18 protein-coding genes are annotated in these 24079 nt (G+C 65.8%); 11 read left to right on the plus strand and 7 right to left on the minus strand.

From position 1 onward, the window contains the following. Nucleotides 1–41: 41 nt before the first annotated feature. Nucleotides 42–1085: a Holliday junction branch migration DNA helicase RuvB gene (gene ruvB, locus HRU76_12630; GenBank protein QOJ18381.1), complete on the plus strand. Its 1044-nt coding sequence runs from the start codon at nt 42–44 to the stop codon at nt 1083–1085. A gap of 114 nt (nt 1086–1199) precedes the next feature. Here ruvB and HRU76_12635 read toward each other — a convergent pair whose 3' ends face one another. From HRU76_12635 to HRU76_12645, 3 genes are all read right to left on the minus strand, one after another. Beyond that, the gene (locus HRU76_12635; GenBank protein QOJ18382.1) at nt 1200–1832 is read right to left on the minus strand and encodes a DUF192 domain-containing protein; all 633 of its coding nucleotides are present in this window, start codon (nt 1830–1832) and stop codon (nt 1200–1202) included. A 106-nt stretch (nt 1833–1938) separates the two neighbouring features. Further along, complete coding sequence (locus HRU76_12640; GenBank protein ID QOJ18383.1) at nt 1939–3219, minus strand: homogentisate 1,2-dioxygenase; 1281 nt, start codon at nt 3217–3219, stop codon at nt 1939–1941. 76 nt (nt 3220–3295) lie between these two features. Continuing rightward, entirely contained in the window at nt 3296–3919 is a 624-nt protein-coding gene (locus HRU76_12645) for an RluA family pseudouridine synthase (GenBank protein QOJ18384.1), read from the minus strand. Between the two features lie 132 nt (nt 3920–4051). Between HRU76_12645 and HRU76_12650 the strand changes: the two genes are divergently transcribed. The 6 genes from HRU76_12650 (at nt 4052) to HRU76_12675 (ending at nt 12465) form a co-directional block, all read left to right on the plus strand. Beyond that, nucleotides 4052–5464 carry a PD40 domain-containing protein gene (locus tag HRU76_12650; GenBank protein ID QOJ18385.1) on the plus strand — a complete coding sequence of 471 codons (1413 nt, stop codon included), beginning with the start codon at nt 4052–4054 and terminating at the stop codon, nt 5462–5464. 188 nt (nt 5465–5652) lie between these two features. Next, nucleotides 5653–7359: an L-aspartate oxidase gene (gene nadB / locus HRU76_12655; protein ID QOJ18386.1), complete on the plus strand. Its 1707-nt coding sequence runs from the start codon at nt 5653–5655 to the stop codon at nt 7357–7359. Next, nucleotides 7356–7994, plus strand: coding sequence for a hypothetical protein (locus HRU76_12660; GenBank protein QOJ18387.1), 639 nt, complete (start codon nt 7356–7358; stop codon nt 7992–7994). The genes nadB and HRU76_12660 overlap by 4 nt, the downstream gene beginning before the upstream one ends. A gap of 445 nt (nt 7995–8439) precedes the next feature. Further along, the gene (locus tag HRU76_12665; GenBank protein ID QOJ18388.1) at nt 8440–9510 is read left to right on the plus strand and encodes a DUF1573 domain-containing protein; all 1071 of its coding nucleotides are present in this window, start codon (nt 8440–8442) and stop codon (nt 9508–9510) included. 17 nt (nt 9511–9527) lie between these two features. Beyond that, on the plus strand, nt 9528–9893 hold the full coding sequence (locus HRU76_12670; GenBank protein QOJ18389.1) for a hypothetical protein: 366 nt from the start codon (nt 9528–9530) through the stop codon (nt 9891–9893). 46 nt (nt 9894–9939) lie between these two features. Then, nucleotides 9940–12465, plus strand: coding sequence for a hypothetical protein (locus tag HRU76_12675; protein ID QOJ18390.1), 2526 nt, complete (start codon nt 9940–9942; stop codon nt 12463–12465). A gap of 70 nt (nt 12466–12535) precedes the next feature. Here HRU76_12675 and HRU76_12680 read toward each other — a convergent pair whose 3' ends face one another. Then, nucleotides 12536–15106 carry an ATP-dependent Clp protease ATP-binding subunit gene (locus HRU76_12680; protein QOJ18391.1) on the minus strand — a complete coding sequence of 857 codons (2571 nt, stop codon included), beginning with the start codon at nt 15104–15106 and terminating at the stop codon, nt 12536–12538. A gap of 220 nt (nt 15107–15326) precedes the next feature. Between HRU76_12680 and HRU76_12685 the strand changes: the two genes are divergently transcribed. From HRU76_12685 to HRU76_12700, 4 genes are all read left to right on the plus strand, one after another. Then, entirely contained in the window at nt 15327–16625 is a 1299-nt protein-coding gene (locus HRU76_12685) for a hypothetical protein (protein QOJ18392.1), read from the plus strand. A 189-nt stretch (nt 16626–16814) separates the two neighbouring features. Beyond that, the gene (locus HRU76_12690; protein ID QOJ18393.1) at nt 16815–17294 is read left to right on the plus strand and encodes an MOSC domain-containing protein; all 480 of its coding nucleotides are present in this window, start codon (nt 16815–16817) and stop codon (nt 17292–17294) included. A gap of 92 nt (nt 17295–17386) precedes the next feature. Continuing rightward, nucleotides 17387–18847: a hypothetical protein gene (locus tag HRU76_12695; protein ID QOJ18394.1), complete on the plus strand. Its 1461-nt coding sequence runs from the start codon at nt 17387–17389 to the stop codon at nt 18845–18847. A 123-nt stretch (nt 18848–18970) separates the two neighbouring features. Next, a complete protein-coding gene (locus tag HRU76_12700) occupies nt 18971–20086 on the plus strand; it encodes a hypothetical protein (protein ID QOJ18395.1) in 1116 nt (371 codons plus the stop codon). 30 nt (nt 20087–20116) lie between these two features. Here the strand turns inward: HRU76_12700 and rho are convergent, their stop codons facing one another. The 3 genes from rho to HRU76_12715 form a co-directional block, all read right to left on the minus strand. Then, a complete protein-coding gene (gene rho / locus HRU76_12705; protein QOJ19188.1) occupies nt 20117–21220 on the minus strand; it encodes a transcription termination factor Rho in 1104 nt (367 codons plus the stop codon). Between the two features lie 295 nt (nt 21221–21515). Beyond that, nucleotides 21516–22505: a pseudouridine-5'-phosphate glycosidase gene (locus tag HRU76_12710; GenBank protein QOJ19189.1), complete on the minus strand. Its 990-nt coding sequence runs from the start codon at nt 22503–22505 to the stop codon at nt 21516–21518. Nucleotides 22506–22542: 37 nt separating this feature from the next. Continuing rightward, complete coding sequence (locus tag HRU76_12715) at nt 22543–23886, minus strand: DEAD/DEAH box helicase (protein ID QOJ18396.1); 1344 nt, start codon at nt 23884–23886, stop codon at nt 22543–22545. Nucleotides 23887–24079: the final 193 nt, after the last annotated feature.

The raw sequence follows: 24079 nt of genomic DNA on the forward strand, positions 1-24079 counted from the left end.
TCCCCCTTGCCCAGCGGCCCCAAACACGCTCTCATGTCGTCATGGCGAAGGATCGCATCGTGTCCGCGGCGGCCCGGCGTGAGGATGAGGAGCCGGCCACCTCATTGCTACGCCCCGCGACGCTGGCTGAGTACATCGGCCAGCGCGACCTGATCGAGCGGCTGTCGATCGCCCTGGAAGCCGCCCGCGCCCGCACCGAAGCCGTCGAGCACGTCCTCCTCCACGGCCCGCCCGGGCTGGGCAAGACCACGCTGGCCCATGTCATCGCGCGTGAGATGGGTACGCGGGCGTATGTCACATCCGGCCCCGCGCTCACCAAGGCGGGCGACCTGGTCGGCATGCTCACGAAGCTGGAGCCGCGCGACATTCTGTTCATCGATGAGATTCACCGGCTGCCCCCCGCCGTGGAGGAGTACATCTACCCCGCCATGGAGGATTGCAAAATCGACTTCACCGTCGATTCCGGCATGCACGCCAAGGTCATCACGCTGCCGCTCAAGCCATTCACGCTGATCGGGGCGACCACGCGGGCGGGGCTGCTCTCCGGCCCGCTGCGCAGCCGGTTCGGCATCGTGCATCACCTTCGGTACTACGACGAAGCGGACCTGACGCGCATCCTCGACCGCTCCGCACGTCTGTTGCGGATGGACGGCGTCGAGCCAGCCGCCATCGGCGCCATCGCGCGGCGCAGCCGGGGCACGCCCCGCATCGCCAATCGCCTGCTGCGGCGGGTGCGGGACTTCTCACTCGTCCGCGCGCAGGGGCGGCTGACGGATGCCGTCGTGGATGCCGCCCTTGAACTGGAAGGAGTGGACGCCCTCGGCCTCGATCACCTCGATCGGCAGTATCTGCGCGTGATCCTGACGACCTACGAGGGTGGTCCCGTGGGGCTGGAGGCCGTGGCCGCCACGATGGGCGAGGACGCGGGTACGCTCGAGGACGTGGTCGAACCCTACCTGCTGCAGTTGGGCTTCATCGCCCGCACGCGACAGGGTCGCCGGGCGACGGCCGCGGGGGCCGGGCATGTCGGCATGACCTTGTCGCGCAAGCAGACGGATGCGCTCTTTGACGCCGAGGCGAGTTGAACCGCGCTGCATCGCTTCTCTGTGGCTCCCACCGCCACGTCGCCCGACTTCGTGGTTGCCCTTCGCCTGGCAGGACTCGTCCGGCCGACACGGCGGTGGCACGCGAGGCGCGGGTCACAGGCCGTCCTCCTCCTCCAGCCGCCTGGCCAGGTCGGTCAGTTTCTTACGGTCGAACTCGATCACGTCGCCGGGCTTGATCTCAAGCCGCTTGATCTCGCCGGCCTTGAGCTCGATGGCGAACTGGGCGGGGCGGCGGCTGGTGTAGCGCTTCAGTCGGGCTTCGTACATGGCCGCCGATTCGCGCGGCTGGCGGAGCGGCTCGGCCTTCATGGTGTGTGTGGCCGTCACCACGCCCTTGGGGTCGAGGTAGAGGATGTCGATGTCCACCAGGCACTCGTACATCCAGAAGTTGCGGATGTCGGCGTTGGTGTAGACGAAGATCATGCCGCCACGCTCGGCGATTTCCTTCCGGCCGCTGAGCCCCTTGGTTCGACTGAGAAAGTCCGCGGCGATTTCAAGTGTATATTCGGCTTCGAGTTCGCCTTTGCCGAGTTTGATTTTGACCTTTTTCCCGGCTTCGTCCTTGTCATCCTTCGGGGGCGGGTTCTGGCCGGGAGGGGGTCCATCGGTTGCTCCCAGGTCCGCGTCGTGCCATGCGATGGTACGCTCCGTGGCGCAGCCGAAACTCATCGCCACCGTGAGCACCAGGAGTGGAGCAATCGTACTGAGAGGGAGTCGGGCCATCATGTGTCCTCCACCTGTGTCGGAGTGGTGTGATCACGGCGGGACTCGCGGATTGGGGCACCCAGCCAAGTCGCCGCCCGGCGCCTTCGCCTGATGCCTCTCCTTCTCCTCACGTCCAGGTATTCACCGTCTCCCCCGACGCAAGGCGGGCCGTCGCGGCGGTCTTCGCTTCGCCGTTGGGGTGGTGCTGCCCCACGCTCATGGGAAAGTGCTCTCCCTTCCACGAATCCGGGTAGGCGGGATCATCCAGTCCCAGGGCGGCCCTGGTGGGGAAGAGCGGACGGAAGGTGTCGCACATCACCGCCAGTTCGTTGGTGACCGTCTTGCCCAGCGACTTCTCGATGGTGCCGGGGTGCGGCCCGTGAGGGATGCCCTGCGGGTGCAGTGTGACCGACCCGACCTCGATGCCCTTGCGGGCCTTGTAGTCGCCTTCGACGTAGTAGAGCACTTCGTCGGAGTCGAGGTTGGAGTGGTTGTAGGGGATCGGAATCGCCTGCGGGTGAAAATCCAGCAGCCGCGGGCAGAACGAGCAGATGACGAAGTTCTCGCCCTCGAAGGTCTGGTGCGTGGGCGGCGGCAGGTGGTGCTTGCCCACGATGGGGCTGAAGTCGTCGATGTTGAAGATGTAGGGGTAGTAGCAGCCGTCCCAGCCGACGACATCGAGCGGGTGGTACGAGTAGATGTAGGAGTGGACCAGGTCGCGGGCCTTGATGCGGACCTCGAACTCGCCTCGCTCGTCGTAGGTGAGCGGCAGCTGGGGCAGCCGCAGGTCGCGCTCGCAGTAGGGCGCGTGCTCGAGGAACTGGCTGGTCTTCTTCGAGATGTAGCGAGGCGGAGGCAGGATGTGCGAGCCGTTGGCGGTTTCGAAGCAGATGAATCGAGGTGGCGGGCTGCTTTCAGAGGGCAGGTCGAACTCCATCCGGTAGATCGTGCCCTTGGGGATGATGATGTAGTCCTTGGGGCCGAACTTCAGCGTGCCGAACATGGTGTACACCGTGCCCGAACCGAAGTGGATGAACAGACATTCGTCGCCCATGGCGTTCTTGAAGTGGTAGTTCATCGGTTCGGCGGGCACGCAGATGGACATCTCCACGTCGCGGTTGCCGAACAGCACCACGCGGCCCGTGACGGGGTCGCCCTTGGGCGGATGGGGCATCGTCTTGAGATGACGCATGCGCATCACCTCCTGCTCCACGTACTCGACCTTCGTGCTGTACTGGCGCTTCCAGCCGGTCACCTGGGTCGGCGGGTGGATGTGGTAGAGCGTGGACGTGGGGCCGACGAATCCCTCGGTGCCGAAGACTTCCTCGGAATACAGCGCGCCATCCGGGCGGCGGAAGACAATGTGGCGCTTGGGCGGCAACTGGCCGAGTCTGGTGTAGTAGGGCATGGGCGGTCTCTCGATTCCAGTACTGGCAGGTGTTTGACGCGATTCTAGGGGCGAAACAGGTGCGGCGACCCGTGCGTCAGAACGGCACGGGGGACTCGAAGGTCAGCCGCTCCTGCGTGCCGGGGTCGGTGACCATGAGGAGGCGGGCGTGCAGCAGCAGGCGCGGAGCGAGGAATCGAACCGCGGCGGGGGCGTAGAGCGAGTCGCCCAGGATGGGGTGCCCGACCGCGCTCAGGTGGAGACGCAGCTGGTGCGTGCGGCCGGTGACGGGGACGAGATCCAGCCGCGTCCGGTCGCCCAGATGTTCAATGACGCGCCACCTCGTCACGGAGGGCTTGCCATGCACGCGGTCCACGATGCTCATGGGGCGGTTGTCGATGTCCTTGCGGATGGGCAGATCGATCTCACCCTCATCTCCGTCGGGCTGGCCTTGAACGATGGCGACATAGGCCTTCTCCGTGCGTCGTTTCTCGAACTGCATGCTCAGCCGCCGATGCGTGTCCGGGTCCAGGGCCAGCACCATCACCCCGCTGGTTTCGGAATCAAGCCGGTGGACGATCATCGCGCCGGGAAACAGCGCCGCGGCACGGGAGGCGATGCAATCCTGGTTCTGCGGTCCCAGTCCCGGCACGGAAAGCAGCCCGGGGGGCTTGTTCACGGCCAGAATCCGATCATTCTTGAACAGAACGTCCAGCTGCACGAAACGAGGGTAGCGGGCCCGCGGCCTGGTCCGCGACAGGCGCGACTTTCAACATTCACCGGCTATGATCGACCATTCACCGCCATCCGGCGGCGGGAAATCGAAGGCCATCGTGGCGGGCTGGAATCATCGATGCGACGACGCGCCCTCATCGTACTTGTGCTGCTGGCGGCGGGAGCGTATCTGCTCTGCCCCAAGGCCCCCAAAGAACCGACGGCTCACGCGGCGGAGCGCAACAGTCCGGCGCCCGAGCACATCGCCGTCGCCGACTGGCGCGAGGCCGAGCGCGGCATCCTGGAGAACCACGTTCAGCTCACCTTCCCCGATCGGTTCATCAAGGCAGGAGAGTCGTACTTCTCTCCGGATGACAGGCAGATCATCTTCCAGGCCGTGGAAGTGCCCGCGGAAGGGCAGAAGCCGGAGGCGTTCTACCAGATGTACGTCGCCGACGTGGTGTACGACGCTTCGGGCCGCATCGCGGGGCTGACCAACTACAAGCGGCTCAGCCCGCCGGGGTCGTCGAACACGTGCGGGTGGTTCCATCCGACCAGGCCCGGCGTGGTGATCTTCGGCTCCACGCTGGGCGTACCGGCCGATGCCGGGGCCTCGGGGTACCAGCGCGGCACCAGCCGCTACGTGTGGGAGTTTCCCCGTGAAATGACCATCGTGGAGTGCGAGGTCGCCTCGGCGGACGGGACGGCGGCGACGCTCAAGCCCCTGCTGGAGAACCGCGAGGCCTACCTGGCCGAATGCGTCATCAGTCCCAACGGCCGATACCTCGTGTACTGCCGTCGGGTGGAGTCCGAGGGCCAGCGCGGCGGCGACCTGCTCATCCGCGACCTGACCACGGGGCGGGACGTGGTGATCGCCGGTCACGCCGGCTACGATGGCGGACCATTCTTCTCACCCGATGGAACGCGGCTCTGCTATCGGTCCGACCGTCGAGGCGACAACCTGCTCCAGATCTTCGTGGCGGAACTGGCCTTCAACGCGTCCGGCGAGATTACCGGCCTGGCGAGGGAGTTCCAACTTACGGACAACCCCTACGTCAACTGGGCGCCGTTCTGGACCCCGGACGGCCGCTTCCTCGTCTACGCCGGCAGTGAGATGGGTCACCGCAACTACGAGGTGTTCATCATCGACGCGGACGCGGGCGACCCGGGGACGAACGGGCGCCCCGCGAAGTACGGCACGCGCAACCGGCGCATCACCCACGCCGAGGGGTTTGACGGTCTGCCGGCGTTCAACCGCGATGGATCGGTGATGATCTGGACCAGCCAGCGCGATGAATCGAAGTCGAGCCAGCTGTGGGCGGCGTCCTTCGTCTTCGACACCCACGCGGCGCCGCTCACCGAACCGGAGCCGGCCCAGGCGCGGCCAGCGCCGATGCCCTACGTCGCCGACCCGGAGACCGGGCTGATGTATGTGTACGACCCCGCCACGCACGCCATCATCGCCTACGACCCGCGCACCCACGCCAAGCGCGAAGTGACGGACGAAGCGGAGAAGAAGCGGGCGACGGAGTTGATCCGGGGAAAGAATTGATGGGTGAGGGTTGAGCCGCCACCCGCTGGGAAAAACGTCAGGCGCCGGGCTTCAGGCATCGGGAGGTTCCACGCAACTCTCGACGGATGGCGGGCATCGGGGAATCAAGGGATCGGAGAACCAGCGAGCCCGGACCTCGGAACCCCACTCCGTTCTCTGTATTCAGCACGCAGCACTTCCACCCGCCCATGCTCACCGCCTACGACCAACGCCGGTACCTGATCCCCTTCCGGTCGCCATTGCTGCCGCAGATCTTCACCGACACGCTGGTGATCGGCACGGGCGTGGCGGGGCTTCGGGCGGCCATCGAGGCCGCCGGTTCGGGCGACGTGATCGTCCTGGCCAAGAGGACGTTTGATCAGTCAAACACGACCTGGGCGCAGGGGGGCGTCGCGGCGGTCCTGGCGTCGGATGACACCATCGAAGCCCACGTGGAGGACACGCTCGCCGCCGGCGCGGGATTATGCGAACCCACCGTGGTGAGAACCTTGGCGGAGGACGGCGCGGCGCGCATTCAGGAGCTGATCGAATGGGGTATGAAGTTTGACCGCGACCAGGCAGGACGACTGATGCTCGGGCGCGAGGGCGGACACCACCACCACCGCATCGCCCACAGCCACGGCGACAGAACCGGCGAGGAACTGACGCGCTGCCTGGCGTCGCATCTTCAGTCGCTGCCCAACGTGCGGCTGTTCGAGAACTGCTTCGCGCTGGATCTGCTGACAGCCGCCGACAATGCTCCCGAGGGCAACGGCGCCGCGTCGTCCGCTTCCAGCGGTGCGGCCTCGCCCGTGGTCGGAGCCATCACCTACCACCCGCGATACGGGCTGCAGATCATCTGGGCCGGATCGACGATTCTCGCCACGGGCGGTGCGGGACAGGTGTATCGGGAGACCACCAATCCCGCCGTGGCCACGGGCGACGGCATGGCGATGGCCTGGCGCGCCGGGGCAATGCTCGCCGATATGGCGTTCGTTCAGTTTCACCCGACCACGCTGTACGTGGCCGGCGCCAGCCGCGCGCTCATCACCGAGGCGATCCGCGGGGAGGGGGCGTATCTGGTGGACCGTGAGGGGCGCCGGTTCATGCCGGAAGTGCATCCCATGGCGGAACTGGCGCCGCGCGACGTGGTGAGCCGGGCCATCATCCGCGAGATGGCCCGAACGCAGGACGCCTGCGTGTTCCTTGACGTCCGTCACATCGGCGGGGCGCGCTTCGCCGAGCGTTTTCCCGCCTTCGATCGGCTGCTCCGGTCGTTCGACATCGACGCCGGGAAGGATCTCATCCCGGTGCATCCTTCGGCCCACTACACCGTGGGCGGGGTATGGGCCGATCTCGACGGGGCCACCACGGTCCCCGGTCTGTACGCGTGCGGCGAGGTGTCGTGCAATGGGCTCCACGGGGCCAATCGGCTGGCCAGCAACTCCCTGCTGGAGGGGCTGGTGTTCGGTCGCCGCTGCGGCGAGGCGGCGGGACGTCATCATCGCGGCTCGGGCCGGTCGATTCAGATCGTCAGCGACATCCGGCCATCCGATCGGGCGGAACTCGATCTGGCCGACGTGCGCAGCTCGCTCCGTTCCGCCATGTGGCGCAACGTGGGCATCGAGCGCACGGGGGTCAAGCTGGCCGATGCACTGGAGATGTTCGGCTTCTGGGGCCGCTACGTGCTGGACAAGATTTTCGACGATCCCGCGGGGTGGGAAACGCAGAACCTGCTGACGGTGGGGGCGCTCATCACACGGGCGGCATTGTGGCGCGAGGAGAGCCGTGGCGGGCATCTCCGCATCGATTGGCCGGAACCTCGGACCGAGTTCGCCCTCCACGATCTGTGGATGCGCTCGCGTCCCCAGCCCGTTACGCGCCCCGTGGGCTTGCCGCAGGAGGCCGGTGCGTGACGATGGGGCTCGCGTCAATCCGGCGTGTGACGATGCGGCGGCCTGCCGCCTGGGCGATCCTCGCGGGCGTGTCCGGGCTCCTGGGCGGCTGCTCCACCCAGACGATCATCTACAAGGACGTGCCGGAGTACCAGTTGCGCGAGGGCATCGTGCAGCCGCGCGTCGAGCTGCCCGATGGCACCATCATCATTCATCGCCCGCGCAAGCTCGGGCCGGCCGTGGCGGGCGGCGGTCCGGCGGAGACCAACCCGGATGGCACGCCCCGGTTCCGCGCCCTGCAGCCGGAGCAGGTGATCTCCTTCACGCTCAGGTGCATCACCGACGAGACCTACGAGCTGCTGTGGGAGGAGGCGCTGGCGAAGCACACGAAGGACGAGTACGAGGCGGCGGGGATGGACTTCGACGATTTCGCCGAGTTCATGCGGCGCAACCGCGACGACCTGTTCGCCATGCTCAACCGCATGGTGATCAGCATGGGCAGCACCGAGGTCATTGTGGAGCAGGGTCCGCTGGGCGGTATTCGCTGCCGCTTCCATCCCTACTACGGCCGGGCGTTCAAATTCGACACCGTGGACATGGTGTACGAGGGGTACGGGCTGAAGCTGCTGATGATCCGGCCGCGGATCGCGGAGTGAGAGGGCCGACAGGTCGAAGCGTGTTTCTCGCTCGCAGACGGTCCGGGCTTGATTCGACCCCTCGGCGCGCTTCATGAGCAGCCATGCCTGCTCATGAAGCGAGGCGCCGCGCGACCCCTCCTTTCGAAATCCCATGATGCCATTTGGTGGTCGCGGCTGTTTCCTCGTGAGAAGGGATGAGGGCCGATCGCCCCAGCCAAGACGCCTTGGTGAAACCATCCATCAGCGTGGAGACGCAACCATGTTCCTCAATATCAATCGTTCATTCCTATTTGGCCTCGCGCTGTCTCTGTCCCCCGCGGCGGCGGGCTTCTTGGGGGTCTCCTTCGCCTTGGGCTCGGCGGGCGGGGGCGGCGCGGTCGGTCCACGAACTCACGATTGTCCCGAAAATCGAGTTGGCACTCGAAGGGATACCTGGTACGCTAGACGCGGTTTGGAGTTCGCCATGTACGCGATCGCACTGAAGATCGCTGTGTGGGTGCTCGGGGCCGCTGCGGTCGTTTTCCTATCCTTCGGGGCTGCGCGGCTCGTTGCAAAAGAATCGGGAAACGCGCTTCGCGTCGGGGGGGGCATCGATCTCGGCGTCATCGAGCCGTTCGCGACCGTGTCGGCTGATATTCTCGTCAGAAACGAGTCGGTCGACTGGGTTCATATCGAAGACCTGATCACGACGTGCGGCTGCGTCAAGGCCGCGATGGCGGCCGACAGTGTCGGGCCTGCGCAGGCCGCGACGCTCCGCATCGTCGCGGATGCCTCGAAGGCTGGCGGCGAGCGCTTCAGCCAGACCGTCTTCCTGATCGCTCGGTCGGCGACAGGCCGGCGCGAGCAGCACCGCATCCAGGTGACCGGCCAGATCGACCGCTCTGGCGACCTTCGCGCCACTCCGGGGCGGCTCTACGTCGTCGTGCCCGAAGGGGGCGAAGTGGTGCGCACGATCGAACTCCGAGGGTCCGAAGCCGGGGTCGCGACATTGCCTGCGGAGATCGAGTATTCCGGCGCCAACATTGTCGTGCGCGGTGACAACCGCGACGGTGCGATCGGACTAGCGAAGCGTACGATGTCGGTGGTTTGCCGCCCGGACGCGGCAGCGGGGGAACTTGTAAAGGGTGAGATCAAGATCATTCTCGCCGGGGAGCGTGAAGTGGCGAGCGTGCTGCCGATCACGCTCGAAGTGGTCAAGCCGATCGCACCGTCCCCAGCCGCTCTCTTCGTGGCACTGACGGAGCGCGGCGCGACTGTAGAAGTCCCCTTCGCTCTCCACTCCTTCGATGGCTCGACGGTGCGCGTCGAGTCGATTGGAGGCGACGCGCCGGTTAGGTGGCGACGTACTGACCCGGACTCTGACGACGTCATCCTGACATTCGCGAATGATGAGTGGCCTACGGGCATCTCACGCGACGTTATTCGGGCGTGGACGAGCCAAGGCGATGTAGTAGAAGTTCGATTGGTCATAGTCCGCTCGACCGTCGAGACCGTCGGCGCGGACAGCGGCGAACAACCAACAGATCAGCCCTGATGAAAGGAAGAAGACCGATGAAGCAGATCATCTCAGCTGGCATTCTCGCGATCCTCGGGGTCGGCGGTTTCGCGCTGGCGCAGGATCCTGGCAACCGGGGACCGAGCGGCAATTGCTGCGACTGGACCGTGAACAATTCCTGTGTGACAGGATCGTGGAACTGCGTGCCATTCCTCAACGGCTGGTGGAAACTCGTCGAGCAGAACGACTTCCCTGTCTGCGAGACTCGTGACGGCCAGCCCGTCGGATCGTCGTGCACCAGCCATTTGGATGTCTGCGCAAGGTTTGAGATTTACGACAACCCCAACTGCACCGGGGAGCCCACCGGAACGGCAACAGCAAGGAAGGGGCATTGCGACGCTGGCTCGGACCAGTGTCTGTGACTTGCTCTCGACCCAGACCGCATTGCCCGGGGAAGGAGGTAATCCCATGACAGCCCTCGGTAGCACATTGACGCTTTGGTTGTGGATGTGCGGTGCTGGGTGGCAGGACTCCGAAACCGTCCGCTCTCTGCTGGAGGCACGGTTGTTACGGCTCCAGCATGTTGTGGTGGAATATCGGCAGGCAGAAGAGACTCTAATCGCTCTCGGCGACAAGACCGAAGTGAACGGAGTGAGCGTTACCTTCGACGATGCGTTCCGGGAGAAGATCTGTCGCCTCACAATGCTAGGTGGCGACGTTCTGTACGATGTGCGAATTGCCGACTCTTGCCTCGATGCGGTGCGCTCCGGAGAGATTGCAGAGCCCGTTCATGCGGTGCGACTCTTGACGCGCGAGCGCGACGAGAAACTGATTCAGCCGGCACCAGGGCGCGAATACTACGGGAATGTACGTGACCCGTCTACTCTGCCGACCTCTCTTGTGATGCATCAGGCGCTGGGCATCGCCCTCGCGAATCGAGAGGTCGTGTGGATCACGCAGGGGTTGCTCGCCTCCGCAGGGTTGGCGATCAGTTCGTCAGGGGACGTGGAAGTCGAATGGGTTGACCCGAGTGACTCGAAGCACCGTTGGCTGTTCGCGCGCGACGCGGGCATGGCCCTCGCACGCTACTCAGTACTCCCTCGGAACGCGGTGTTCGAGACTCTTGTCATTGAGAATGCGGACTTCAGACAGGTCGACGGAGTCTTGCTGCCTTTCCGTGTCGAGCAACGACGGTATCGCGAGATCGACGGCCAGCGCCGTGTGAGTCACGAAACACACATCGACGTCGAGTGGTATCGTCTTCCCACGAGTCGTCGGGACGATTTGCGGATCAAGTGGCCGCCAGGAGTCCCGGTCTACGATGCCCGAACCGGAACCCGATACGAACCCGACGGAGCGGGTGGGCTCCAGGAGGTACATTCGCGCCTCACCGGGGAGGATGGCCCGGAGGGAACTGATTCGCCGGTTCGTTCAACTAACACTCGAACGTCTTCCCTATCGGGGTGGGGTGCGATTCTGATTGGCGTGATCGCTGGAGGGCTGGCCCTTATCCTGTCGAGTCGCTCATCTCGACAAATGACGGTGTCCGGAACGCGGGTGCCGAGCGCCTTGATCATCGGGTGTTTCATCACGGGGGCATTCGGTTACGCACGTCCTGCGCTTTGTCAGGATGCGGCATCGTCGGATCGGCTGAATCTCGGAGACTCCCTTGAGAAAGGCCTTCGCGACTGGGCAGATCGCCGTGCTCGCTTTCTCGTCAACGCATCAGGCATCATTGTAGAGCGCCTCACGCGTGACCTTCAACTCGACGCCCAACAGCGCGCCAATGGCGTGGAGTTGTTCTTGACCTATCTTGACGAGCTGGAGGTCGCCAGCAAAGCGTTCAATTCGGCAATGAAGCAGTGGAAGGCGGAGTACTGGGCAGGTCGAATTATGCTTGAAGAGAACGTCATCCAATTTCCCGGAGAATCAGCGACTGTCGGGTGGAAGGTAGCGACCGACGTCGGCCCCGACGGCGCGGTGCACTACACGTTGGCGCCGTTGGAGGCGGTAGATGGCGAGTATAAGCGTGCGAGTGGGATGGAATATGCTCGTTTGTACAGAGAGATGGTGTTGGCTCCGACGCAGGCGGCCCGCAATCGAATGGTTCAGAACATCGTTGCGATGCTCGATGAGACCCAGTTGCGGCTCTGGAATCATCGCGGCTACCGCCGATTCGAGATCGCACTTCATGATGCGATGACGCCCCGAACCGCCGGTCGGCCCAATCCAGACCCGGATATGCTGGGCCTTCTCGAAGAGGCCGCTCTCCACGGAGGTGAGCTCGAGGCCTTCGCCTCCGTGATCTTCGCCCCGCTCACGTTCGAGCAGAGTGCGAACGTGGAGGCAGAAAGGGTCGAACTGTCGAGCATCGCGGCCATAATCGAAGCGTTCGAGATCACCTATCTGGCCGCGCTCGAAGGCCAGCGTGAGCGATGGGAGGACGTGTTCAAGTACCGCGCGAAGGGACTGGAGAAAGCCGATCCCGAGGCCCAGCGCGTGGAGAATGGATTGCGGCGCATGTATCGCAACACGTGGGGCGTCCGGCAAGGGCTTGTGTCCAACCTCCAAGCCGCCGTGGTGGAAGCGGTCGGGCCGGAGGCCGCGGCACAATGGGAGGAGCGCTTCGTCGAGCGCTGCTCGCCATGGCTCTTCGAGCCGGATCGGATAGACGCCATCGCAACACGCCTTGAAACGGTCGAGGTCGCTGCCGACTTACGCGAGACCCTCGAACGGATCATTGCGGAATACGAAACGGATCGACGGCAACTGCGGATCCGTACTTCGCAGGCGACGATCGACCTGCGTGGTTCGAAGCCGGAGGGACAGGCGGACATTCAAGCACAGATACATCGTCTGCTCGGGGCGCGAGAGCAAATCGAGGACCGCACTATCGCGGCCATCCGCGCGATCTTGCAGTCGCGTGCGCCGGGGGTCGTGTCGGCCGTCATGGGTGATCCACCGCCGCCCGCAGATGCGGGTGGCAATGAGTGATCGCTCCATTTTCGAGATGACAAACGTCGCAAGTTGATGCAAGGGTCCGATCGAGCCTAAAACGTGCTCGTCACTTCTTGCCCGACGCTGCCGCGGCGGCGGCCTTCTTGGGCGGCTCTTCCGCCTTGGGCTCGGTCGCGGGCGTCGGCGCGGGCAGATCCTCGGCCACGAAGTAGAGGTTCTCCGCCTCGTCCTTGCGCGTCACGATGATCTTCTGTCCGCTGTGGAAGTCGCCGGTGAGCAGCGACTCGGCCAGCGGGTCCTCCACGTAGGTGCCGATGGCGCGGCGCAGGGGACGGGCGCCGAAGTCGGGGTTGAAGCCCTTCTCGATCAGGAAATCCTTGGCCTTCAGGTCGAGTTCAAGGGCCATGTTCTTGGCGGAGAGCCGCTCGCGCACCTTGGCCAGTTCGATTTCGATGATGTGGTACAGGTCGTCCTTCACCAGCGGGCGGAAGACGATGACCTCATCGAGGCGGTTGATGAACTCGGGCCGGAAGAACTTCTCGATCTCCGACATGAGCGTGGACTTCATCTTGTCGTAGTCCTGCACCTCGGCGCGCTTGCCGAAGCCGAACGCCGCCCCGCCCTTGATCAGGTCGGCGCCGATGTTCGACGTCATGATGAGGATGGTGTTCTTGAAGTCCACGTGACGGCCGAAGGAATCGGTGAGCCGACCCTCCTCCATGATCTGCAGGAGCATGTTGAAGACGTCGGGGTGGGCCTTCTCGACCTCATCGAGCAGGATGACCGCGTAGGGCCGGCGCCGCACCCGCTCGGTGAGCTGGCCGCCCTCCTCGTAACCCACGTAGCCGGGGGGCGCGCCGATCAGGCGGCTGACGTTGTGCTTCTCCATGTACTCCGACATGTCGAGGTACACGAGGGCGTCGGCGTCGCCGAACATGAACTCGGCCAGCGCCTTGGCCAGCAGCGTCTTGCCCACGCCGGAGGGGCCGACGAAGATGAACGAGCCCATCGGGCGCTTGGGATCCTTGAGCCCCGAGCGCGCCTTGCGGATGGCCCGCGCCACCGCCTTGACCGCCTCGTCCTGCGAGACCACCGTCTTGTGGAGCTCGGCCTCCAGCTGCATGAGCCGGGCCGACTCCTCCTTCTCGAGCCGGGTGAGCGGCACGCCGGTCATCTTGCTGACGACCTCGGCGATGATTTCCGCGTCCACCGTGCCGCCGACCTCCATGGTCTGACGCTTCCACTCCTCCTGGAGCTTCTCCTTGTCCTTGCGCAGTTTCTCCGCCTGGTCGCGCAGTTCGGCGGCCTTCTCATAGTCGGCGTTCTTGACCGCCTCGTCCTTGGCGATGGAGAGACGCTCGATCTTCTCCTCGATCTCGGCCAGGTTCGGCGGCTTGGTCATGGACTTCAGCCGCAGGCGCGCCCCGGCCTCGTCGATCACGTCGATCGACTTGTCCGGCTGCACGCGGGCGGTGATGTAACGGTCCGACAACTCCACCGCCTCGGCGATGGCGTCGTCGGTGATGCGCACGCGATGGTGCTCCTCGTAGCGGGGGCGCAGCCCCTTGAGAATCTCGATGGTCTGGCTCTTGCTGGGCGGCTCGACGATGATCGACTGGAAGCGCCGCTCCAGGGCCGCGTCCTTCTCGATGTACTTGCGGTACTCGTCAAAGGTGGTGGCGCCGATGCACTGGATCTCCCCGCGGCTGAGCGCGGGCTTGAGCACGTTGCTGGCGTCGATGGCGCCTTCCGCGCCGCCCGCGCCGACCAGCGTGTGCAGCTCGTCGATGAACAGGATGACGTTCTTGGCGCGGCGGACTTCGTTCATCACCGCCTTGATGCGCTCCTCGAACTGACCGCGGTACTTGGTGCCGGCGACCATCATCGCCAGGTCGAGCACCACAAGCCGCCGATCGTGCAGCAGGTCCGGTACGTCCTTGCTGACGATGGCCTGGGCCAGCCCTTCCACGATGGCGGTCTTGCCCACGCCCGCCTCACCCAGCAGGACGGGGTTGTTCTTGGTGCGACGGCAGAGCACCTGGATCAGACGCTCGATCTCGTCCTTGCGGCCGATGACCGGATCGAGCTGCCCGGCCCGGGCCAGCTCGGTCAGGTCGCGCCCGAAGGAATCGAGCGCCGGAGTCTTGCTCTTGGTGCGCTGCTGGGGCTGACCGCCTCCGCTGCTGGCGGGCTGTTCGCCCGCGGGCTCCAGCGGGTCACCGGCTTCCTCGCTTTCCACTCCCGCTCCCAGCAGGTTGAGCACTTCCTCACGCACCTGCTCGAGCTTGAGCCCCAGGTTCATGAGCACCTGGGCGGCGACGCCATCGTGCTCGCGCAGCAGCCCGAGCAGCAGGTGCTCGGTGCCGACGTAGTTGTGGTTGAGGTTGCGGGCCTCCTCGATGGCGTACTCGATGACCTTCTTGGCGCGAGGGGTCTGCGGCAACTTGCCCATCGTCACCATCTCGGGCCCGCTCTTGACGAGTTTTTCGACCTCGAGCCGCACCTTGCGCAGATCCACATCGAGGTTCTTGAGCACGTTGGCGCCCACACCCGAACCCTCCTTGACCAGCCCGAGGAGGATGTGCTCCGTGCCGATGTACTCGTGGTTGAAGCGCTGGGCCTCCTGGTTGGCCAGCGCCATCACCTTGCGGGCACGATCAGTGAGTCGTTCGAACATGATCCACTCCATTGGCCGGCCGAGCCGGGTAGGTCGTTGGGGTCAGTGATCCGCCGCCGCCCATTCCTTCAGACACCGTCAGACGGTCGCGGCAACGCGCATCCATTGAAAATGACAGCGAAGCCCGTGCCGAAAGTCCAGAGACGACGTAGTCTTTCTTCGGCGAAGAGTCGCCCCCGGATGACAAATCCGCAGCGCCGGGGCTGCCGGATGCCTTCCCATGCCCATCCTGCATGTCATTCTGGCAGTGCTGTGTCACCTGGGCGCTTCCGGACTTGCGGATGATCTCGATCCGCCGCGAAAGGTCACCTTTCGTCTGGCCGATGGGGTGCGCTTCGTCGGCGACATGACGAAGTGGGATCGGGATTCGTTTGATGGTACGTTTGGAAGGCGGCTCTGGATCGAGCTTCATCCCGATGATGGTTGGCGCCTGTTCCGATCGCTGATGGATGACCAGTCGGCTCGCCACTGGCTGGATCTGGCCCGCGTGTTCATGCAGATCGAGAAGCAGGAGGCGCGGGTAGAAAACGCCCTTCGCACCGCCACGCGTCTCGATCCCGAAGTTGCGCCCGAGATTCCCGCCCTGCGCGCCGAGGCCGTTGAACTTGTCCGCGAACGACGTGAGCGAGAAGAGGCCCGCGCCCGCAACACGCTGCAGACCACGTCGCCCGAGGCGAGGCCCTGGCCAGCCGATCCGTGGCCTGTCCTGACGACGCAGGAGCAGGCGGCCGCGCGCCTCAGCGTGATCGGCGACGCGGAAGCCATGCTCAGGCAGGCGGGTCTGACCCATGAACCCGTCGAGTCCGACTACTTCATCATCTACTCCGATGCTCCGCGCCTGGACGTGGCCGGCTGGGCGGTGCGGCTGGATCGGCGCTGCCGCGAGCTGCTCCAACTGCTGGGAATGGCGGAGAACGTCAATCCCTTCTGGGGCAAGGCCGTGGTCTTCGTGTTCGAGGAAGGGGACCAGTTCCGGCTCTTCGAGGCCGGGGCGTTCCGGTTCTACGCCACCAACGCCATTCAAGCCATCACGCACTACAGCGGCCCGAAGGCATTCATCGTCGCGGCGCGTCAGAAGGACGGCGTGCTGCACGAACATGCCCTTGCCCGCGAGATGGTCCACGCGGTGCTGCACAGAACCCACGCGCCACGCCGTCTGCCCCCGTGGGCCAATGAGGGACTGGCGGAGTTCATCGCGCAGAAGATCATCGACGGATCGACCATTCACGATGGATTGCGGCCCGTGGCGCTGCGGCTCATCCGCACCGGTCAGCCCCTGCGCGACATTGTTGACGCCACCTGGGAGAGCGAGTTCTGGCCGGGGCGCGACAACGCCGGTCCGGCCATCGGGCACCTGATGATCGAGTACCTCGTCAAGTCCAACCACGCCGCCTTCGTGGAGTGGGTGAAACTCAGCAAGACCGGCACGGACTGGCGCGAAGCGATGACACGGACCTTCGGCGGAACCGTCGAACAGTTCCTCGAGGCGTTCGTGCGGTATTTCCGCGTCAACGACTGACCACGGGACGGGAGTCGCCCCTTACTCGTTGCCCCGGGTCGGCAGCCAACGCACATCACAGGGACGTTCATCGGACTGTCCGGGCAAACGCAAGGCGGGACGGCCCGAGTGCATGGAGTCGGTTGACCCGACTTGGTTCCGCGTGAACCAGAGTGCGCGGGCGTGCAACCGCGGAATACCATGCGCCCCATGCGAGCATCAGCCGAAGGCGTTGTGGAGGCCATCTTCATCACTTCCGAACCCGCCGCCCCCATGCGCGAGGTATCGCAGGTCGAAGCAGTGGCGGGAAAGGGTCTCGCCGGAGACCGATACGCGGCCATGGCGGGCACCTTCTCGAAGGAAGGTCACGTCGAGCAGCAGGTGACGCTGATTGAAGCCGAGGCGATCGAGGCGGTGCGGCGGGACTATCAACTCGACTATCGCCCCATCGACTCACGCCGCAACATTCTGACGCGCGGGGTGGCGGTCAATCACCTGGTGGGTCGGGAGTTCACCATCGGCCCGGTCCGGCTTCGCGGGGTGAAACTCGCCGAGCCATGCGGCCACATGGAGAAACTCTGCGGCAAGGAAGGCGCCCGCAAGGCCCTGATCCACCGCGGCGGGCTGCGGGCGGAGATTCTCGCGGGGGGCGCCATCCGAACTGGAGATGCGATCCGGGTGATCCCCTGAACTGCTGGTTTCAGGATGCGGACCCACGCGGTATCATGCCTTGAGGCCGCGACGGATGGCGTACCCCATGAATCGTCGCGGCGAGGTGCTTCATGGCGCGGTTGGATCGAACTCGTCGGTACCTCTGGAACGCGACGCTGGTCGGCTGTCTGCTGGCGGTTGGCCTGCTGGGCGGCGTTCACGCGCGGGCTGATGTAATCGTCCTGCGCGATGGCCGAACGCTCTACGGCGAGGTTGTGTCCGAGACCGACAAGACCGTCGCCTTTCGCCACCAGATCGACGGCGTCTGGACCACGCAGACCATTGACCGAAGCAGCATCAAGGCGCTCTATCCGCAGGAAGGCGATCAGTCAGATGGGGCGGGCAAGCCCGGCGGCGGGGGATCGGACCCGTCCGGTGCTCCGGCCTCTGCGCCAAGGCCGACACCCCAGCGCAGTCCGATGGCCGCGCCGGGGCAGCGCAGGCCGGGCGCGCCGCTGGTGGCGGTGATTCCCCTGCACGGTCAGGTGGGCGGTCTGATGGATGGGAGCACCGCGGGCACCTTCGACGCCATGCTGCTGGAGGGGTGCTTGGAGGAGGCCGAGAAGCAGGGCGCTTCGCTGGTCGTTCTCGACATCCGCAGTCCCGGCGGACTGGTGAGCGACATGGAGGCGATCAGCGAACTGATCCTCGACTGGAACGACCGCCTCCGTCTCGTGGCGTGGCCTGACGAGGCCTTCAGCGCCGCAGCCATCATCACGCTGTGCTGCCGCGACATCATCGTGAGGCCTACGTCGTTGATCGGCGCCGCGACCATCGTTACCCGTGATCGGGAGGGCGGCCTGAGCGCGCTGGACGCCAAGATGGCGTCGCCCCACTACGCCAGGCAGCGACAGTACATGGAGCGCGCGGGGCGTCCCTACGCCGTCGTGGCGGCGATGACGATTCAGGAAGCCGCGCTCTGGTGGTCGCCCGTGGAGGGATTCGTCACCGAGACGCCGCGCGACTCGACGGGGTGGACGGCGGTGGACAGCCCCTCCACCATCCTCACCATGACCGGAAGCGACGCGGTGACGTGGGGGCTCGCCGCCGGCTCCGCGAACAAGCTTGAGGACGTTGTGGCGCTGTGCGGCATTGCGGATGACTATGACGTGCTTGATCTGACGGAGTTCTCGAATCGACAGAATCAGGCGGCGGATCGGCGGCTGAATGACGTGCAGTCGCAGTTCGACGCCTACTTTCGCTCGCTGGCGGCGCTGAACCAGAAGATGATCGGACTGTTCGAGGCCCGCCAGCGCGGCGACGCCCGGTCGGTCGATTCCCTGCGGAAGGACGTGGGACGCGAGATCGGCAAGGTGCGCAACGCCGGGCGTCAGATTGAGCGCGCCGCCAGGGCCGGCGCCTCGCGCAACATCACCGTGCCCAGGGAGTATGTCTCCCAGATCGAACGCGATCAAGACCTGCTCAGTCAGGTTCCCGCGCTGCTGCGATCGGACAGCGCCAGCGACTGGAGCCAGGCGGGGCAGAAGGTCGGAACCGTGCTGCGGGAGTGGCAGAAGATCGTCGGACAGTAACACCTCGGCGGACCAGTCGCCATCAGCGGTTGTCGGACGGCTCGGTATCGGCCGCGGCTGACCCGTGAAGCCGTGGTCCTACCCCGTCCCCCTATACTTGACAGGGGCGCCTTGGATGAACCGATGGTCCGCGAACGCGTCATTCCGCGGCTTGCCGTGACGTTGCCGTTGTCGCTGCTGCTGCATGGCGGGCTGGTATTGCTGTTCGCCGCCCGGGGGCAGGCGGAGCAGTCCGCCCGCGTCAGCCCGGATGCGTCGCTGGAGGCGCCCGAGCGGTCGCCTGAACCGCAACTGGGTCTCGACAAGGAACTTCCCGCCAGCGTGGACTGGGTCGGGTACGACGAGTACCGCAAGCACCTTGCCCGACTGGCTGAAACTGAGCAGGCGGCGATGACTGACAAGCCGCCTCCGGGCGGGCCGGAGGAGTCACCCGATTCGACGGCTCAGGATGTGACGGAGGCCGCCGCACCGTCTCCGCCGGATGTGACGGCATCCGACGTTGCCGGTTCCCCCGCGTCCGAGGACGAGGCCGTGGATCATGACGTTCAGGAACCGGCCGCCGATTCGCGGGAAACCGTCACGGCTGCTCCCGAGGCGGTGCCCATCATGGCGCCGAAGTCGGCCACCGCTGATGTGCCGGAGTCAATGCCGGTCGAGCCGGCGCGGCTCAACCCGCTGCTGGGGCCGGTGGTGGAGCGGATCGAGGAGATGATCCGCGCCTCCGTCGTTGCTCGTGCCGAGGCGTCGTTACAGGAGTCGCCCGCCACGCAGTCCCGACCGACGCAATCGCCATCCGAGACGCCGCCGCCCGTCCCCGCCGCGCCATCGGCTCCATCCGTGCCGCCGGGTCAGCCGGTGGAGCATCACGATGAAACGGGGGATGTGACCGATCGGCAGTCCGACGCCACGTCGCGGCTGGACGTGACGCGCGATCAGTGGCAGATGGGCAAACCCCTGGCGGGCAAGGGCGTCGAACTCAAGCCGCGACGGGCCGAGGTGCCGCTCTTCACCCGTTTCACTGCGGCGATCAGAGCCAACCCGATCTGCCGCATGGAGTTTGATCGCGGCGGCAGGGTGGTGCGCGCCATGATCCTGGGGCCGTCAGGCGATCCGCGGGTGGATGAGAACATTCTCAACTCGCTCTACAGCTGGCGGGCGTCCGGCGCGTCCATCGAGGCGCTGGGGGACAACGATGTCTTCGTCGTGGAGCTTCGCTACGTGCTGATGTCAGGGCGATGATGGCGCCCCCGCGGGTTCTTGCGCGTCCCGTCAGCCCTTCACCAGGTCGGCGTTGGTGGGAAAGCGTTTGAGCGCGTTGAGCAGCTGCTCGATCTGCACGTGGGGCGGCATGTTGATGAGCCGACGTCGCAGCGCGGTGACGGTCTTGAGTTCCTGCTCGTTGAGCAGCAGGTGCTCCTTGCGTGTGCCGCTGGCGGCCAGGTTGATGGCGGGAAAGAGGCGTCGCTCGGCGATGGATCGGTCGAGAATCAACTCCATGTTGCCGGTGCCCTTGAACTCCTCAAAGATGATCTGATCGGCCCGCGAGCCGGTGTCGACAAGGCAGGTGGCGATGATGGTGAGCGAGCCGCCTTCCTCCGCCTTGCGGGCGGAGCCGAAGAGTTGCTTGGGCACCTCCAGGGCGCGGGAATCCAGCCCGCCCGACATGGTGCGCCCGCTGCTGGCGTAGCGGCGCGAGTTGTTGAACGCCCGGCCCACGCGAGTCAGCGAGTCGAGCAGCACCACCACGTCGCGCCCGTCCTCGATGAGCCGCTTGGCCCGGTCGATGGCGGTGATGGCGAGGTTGATGTGCGTCTCGATGTCCTGATCGTTGGACGAGGCAAGCACCTGTGCCGGCACGTTGCGCTTGAAGTCGGTCACTTCCTCGGGACGTTCGTCGATGAGCAGGGCGATGAGCTCGACGTTCGGGTGATTGCGGGCGATGCCCGAGGCGATGTTCTGCAGCAGAATGGTCTTGCCCGCCTTGGGCGGCGCCACGATCAATCCACGCGTGCCGAAACCAATGGGGCAGAACAGATCAATCAGGCGGCACGACGGGGCGCAGCCGGGATGCTCCAGGGTCATGCGCGGCTGGGGATCGAGCGGCGTGAGATCCTCGAATCGCTTGCGAGGCGGGCCGGGCGCCGGTGGCGATGGCGCCGCGTTGGAATCGCGTGGCGCCTCGGGATGGGCGGCCTCGCCATCCGGCCCCACGCTCTCCACCGTCACCACCTGATCGACAGCGGGACGCGAGCCGCCGCCCCGTCGGCGACGGCGGCGCCTGGACCTTCGATGATTCACGTCGTTCTCCCGCGGCTGCCCGGCGCGCAGCAGGGATGGATGGTCGGACACCGCCGGTGCGTTTGTTTCATTCATGGGTGCGTTCTGCACGCTTGTCTCGATCTGCCCCGATGGACGACCGGCCTGCACGGCGGGGCGCGTGGATCAGAAGCATCCTTGGCGCTGCTCGCCGGCTCCGCCGCGCTCCAGCGCGACTCGCCGAACGTCCTGCCGACCCGCAAGTCGGTCGGACTGGATGGATTGAACTCGCCATCCCGGGAGGCGCTCAGGCCTGCGAAGCCGGCGCTCTCTCGGGAATAGTCAACAGTCAAACGGGACCAAAGTCAAGTCCAATCCTGCTATCGGACGTTCTTTGGCCGTCCTTGAGAGATCACGTGGTCTTCCGTGCCCTCTCCTGGGCGGACATGGCGGCTGCGATCCGTCCGGCCAGGGATGCGTTGGCGAGCAACAGCCCGATATTGGCCCGAAGCGAAGCGCCGTGGGTGAGTCGCGCAATCTGATCAAGCAGGGCGGGCGTGCGCGCCGCTCCCTCGATGCCGGCACGCCTGGCGTCGGCCTCCGCCCGCGCCGCCGCCGCCTCGTAGGCCTGGATCGGCACGGCCAGCGTGGGATCGACTGGCTGCACCACCAGCACGGCGGATGGATTCCCGAGCGCCCAGTGCATCAGGCAGGCACGGGCGATCTCATCGGGCGAATCCAGTTGGTGGGGGAGCGGCAGCGCGGGGTCGGGCGGGCAGACGAAGCGCGGGAAGTGTGAGACGCCGCAGCCGATGACGGGCACGCCGAGCGATTCGAGAATCTCGAACGTCGCGGGCACGTCCAGGATCGACTTGGCTCCGGCGCACACCACGCACACCGGCGTCTGAGCGAGGGCGATCAGGTCGCCGGAGACATCGGGGCGTGTTGTCCAGCCCGGATGGACGCCCCCGATGCCGCCCGTGGCGAAGACGCGGATGGGCACGGGCGTGACGGCGGCACAGGTTGCGATCGCGCCCGCGACAGTGGTTCCGGCGGACGCGCCGCGGACGAGCAGCGGGCCGAGATCACGCGCCGAGGCCTTGAACACGGCGGGGTCGCATGCCAGTTCCGCGATCGCGCTCTCGCTCAGCCCCGCACGGAGCGCACCGCGAAGCACGGCGGTGAGAGCCGGTGCGGCGCCCGCGGCGAGGACCGCGCGCGACATGGCGCGGGCCGCCTCGACATTGATCGGCTCGCCCGGCCGCCACCTGTCGTGGGGCAGGGGTAGAGTCGCCGGCCACGGGGTGCGCGGAAGCCCATGCGTCACCACCGCCGTCTCCAGGCCGACCACCGGGCGGCCTTCGGTCAACGCGGCCGCGACTTCAGTGCTCAGTTCGATCATGGTGGTGCGTGGCTTCAACGTGTTGCGTGAACACGTTTCATCGTCGCCTCAGGCGCATGCGTCCGCCAAGACGGCGCGGCGGCGGGGAGACCGGCACCACGCCGCCGGGGAATCGCGTGGGATCCTGAGCGTCCTCGGGCGTCACGGGCAGTGGAAGGTGGCGCGAATGATGCATGGCGCCGCGGGTGGCCACTTCCTCGGCGCGCTCGCGCTCGGCGAGCACCTCGGCGGGGATGGGGCCCGGAATGAAGTCCGGATAGTCCTTGCGGGGCACCTCGCGATTGATGAGCAGTTCGATCGAGGTGAGCAGTTCGCCCTCCTCCGGCGTGACGAATGTCCACGCCACACCGTTGCGTCCCAGCCGGGCGGTGCGCCCGATGCGATGCACGTAGACCTCGGGATCGACGGGAATGTCGTAGTTGATGACGTGGGAGATGCCGGAGACGTCCAGTCCGCGCGAGGCGACGTCGGAGGCGATGAGGACGGAGAGTTTTCCGCCTCGCAGTTTCTCCATCACCTGGTCGCGTTTGCGCTGGTACATGTCGCCGTGGATGGAATGGGCCTCGATGCCGTGCTTGGTCAGGAAGGCGGTGACGCGGTCGACCTCGCGCTTGGTGGCGCAGAAGACCACGGTCAGCGCCGGCTCCTCGTGCGTGAGCAGGTGGAGCAGCAGCCGCCGTTTGTCCCACCGCTGCACGATGAAGTGCGTCTGATCGACCTGGGCCACGGTGAGCGAGCCGTCGGTGCTGACCAGCTTCTCCGGGTCGCGCATGAACTTGCGGGCCAGCGACTCGATCTCGGGCGAGATGGTCGCCGAAACGAAGATCGTCTGTCGCTGGGTGGGGATGCGCGAGAGGATGCGGCGGATATCGTCCCGGAAGCCGATGTCAAGCATCCGGTCCACTTCGTCCAGCACGACGAAGCGCACCTTGTCGTAGGGCAGTTCGCCGGACTGGTGCAGGTCCATGACGCGGCCTGGGGTGCCCACGATGATGGCGGGGTTCTTGAGCAGGCGCGAGATCTGGGCGTGGCGTCGTTCGCCGCCGTAGATGGGCGTCACCCGCACGTGCGTGTGTCGGGCGAAATCGCGCAGCTCGCGGCTGACCTGAAGGGCCAGTTCGCGCGTGGGGACGAGGATGATGGCCTGGAGACCGCCCTCGGGATCGACTTGATTGATGAGCGGCAGCCCGAAGGCCGCCGTCTTGCCCGTGCCCGTCTTGGCCTGGCCCAGCACGTCCTTTCCGGCCAGCACGGGGGGAATCAGCATCCCCTGGATGCCGGTAGGTCGTTCGAAGCCCTTTTCGTGCAGGCCGCGCAGGATCTCGGGTTTCAGGCCGATGGATTCAAAGGTGACGTCAGAGCAGAAAATGCGTTCTTGCATGCGTGTGCTTTGTCGGACGCCAGGATCGGCGTGTTGACCCGCCCCTGTCCGGATCGCCCGGAACTCCCCGCACGATGGCCCGATGCGGGCGATGGTGTGGACTGGCTGTCGGGCGGTCGCCGCAGCGTCGATTGAATCTGATGATAGGATCACGGCGTGGTCGATACCACCGGTGCGCAGCGGAAGCGCCCGA

Source organism: Phycisphaeraceae bacterium (genome assembly GCA_015709595.1).
Classification (GTDB): domain Bacteria; phylum Planctomycetota; class Phycisphaerae; order Phycisphaerales; family SM1A02; genus CAADGA01.

What these genes read in the sequence shown, in the direction of transcription:
- ruvB (QOJ18381.1), top strand. Translation starts at nt 42, where the DNA reads ATGGCGAAGGATCGCATCGTGTCCGCGGCGGCCCGGCGTGAGGATGAG.
- HRU76_12635 (QOJ18382.1), bottom strand. Translation starts at nt 1,832, where the DNA reads ATGATGGCCCGACTCCCTCTCAGTACGATTGCTCCACTCCTGGTGCTC.
- HRU76_12640 (QOJ18383.1), bottom strand. Translation starts at nt 3,219, where the DNA reads ATGCCCTACTACACCAGACTCGGCCAGTTGCCGCCCAAGCGCCACATT.
- HRU76_12650 (QOJ18385.1), top strand. Translation starts at nt 4,052, where the DNA reads ATGCGACGACGCGCCCTCATCGTACTTGTGCTGCTGGCGGCGGGAGCG.
- nadB (QOJ18386.1), top strand. Translation starts at nt 5,653, where the DNA reads ATGCTCACCGCCTACGACCAACGCCGGTACCTGATCCCCTTCCGGTCG.
- HRU76_12665 (QOJ18388.1), top strand. Translation starts at nt 8,440, where the DNA reads ATGTACGCGATCGCACTGAAGATCGCTGTGTGGGTGCTCGGGGCCGCT.
- HRU76_12670 (QOJ18389.1), top strand. Translation starts at nt 9,528, where the DNA reads ATGAAGCAGATCATCTCAGCTGGCATTCTCGCGATCCTCGGGGTCGGC.
- HRU76_12675 (QOJ18390.1), top strand. Translation starts at nt 9,940, where the DNA reads ATGACAGCCCTCGGTAGCACATTGACGCTTTGGTTGTGGATGTGCGGT.
- HRU76_12680 (QOJ18391.1), bottom strand. Translation starts at nt 15,106, where the DNA reads ATGTTCGAACGACTCACTGATCGTGCCCGCAAGGTGATGGCGCTGGCC.
- HRU76_12685 (QOJ18392.1), top strand. Translation starts at nt 15,327, where the DNA reads ATGCCCATCCTGCATGTCATTCTGGCAGTGCTGTGTCACCTGGGCGCT.
- HRU76_12690 (QOJ18393.1), top strand. Translation starts at nt 16,815, where the DNA reads ATGCGAGCATCAGCCGAAGGCGTTGTGGAGGCCATCTTCATCACTTCC.
- HRU76_12695 (QOJ18394.1), top strand. Translation starts at nt 17,387, where the DNA reads ATGGCGCGGTTGGATCGAACTCGTCGGTACCTCTGGAACGCGACGCTG.
- HRU76_12700 (QOJ18395.1), top strand. Translation starts at nt 18,971, where the DNA reads ATGGTCCGCGAACGCGTCATTCCGCGGCTTGCCGTGACGTTGCCGTTG.
- rho (QOJ19188.1), bottom strand. Translation starts at nt 21,220, where the DNA reads ATGAATGAAACAAACGCACCGGCGGTGTCCGACCATCCATCCCTGCTG.
- HRU76_12710 (QOJ19189.1), bottom strand. Translation starts at nt 22,505, where the DNA reads ATGATCGAACTGAGCACTGAAGTCGCGGCCGCGTTGACCGAAGGCCGC.
- HRU76_12715 (QOJ18396.1), bottom strand. Translation starts at nt 23,886, where the DNA reads ATGCAAGAACGCATTTTCTGCTCTGACGTCACCTTTGAATCCATCGGC.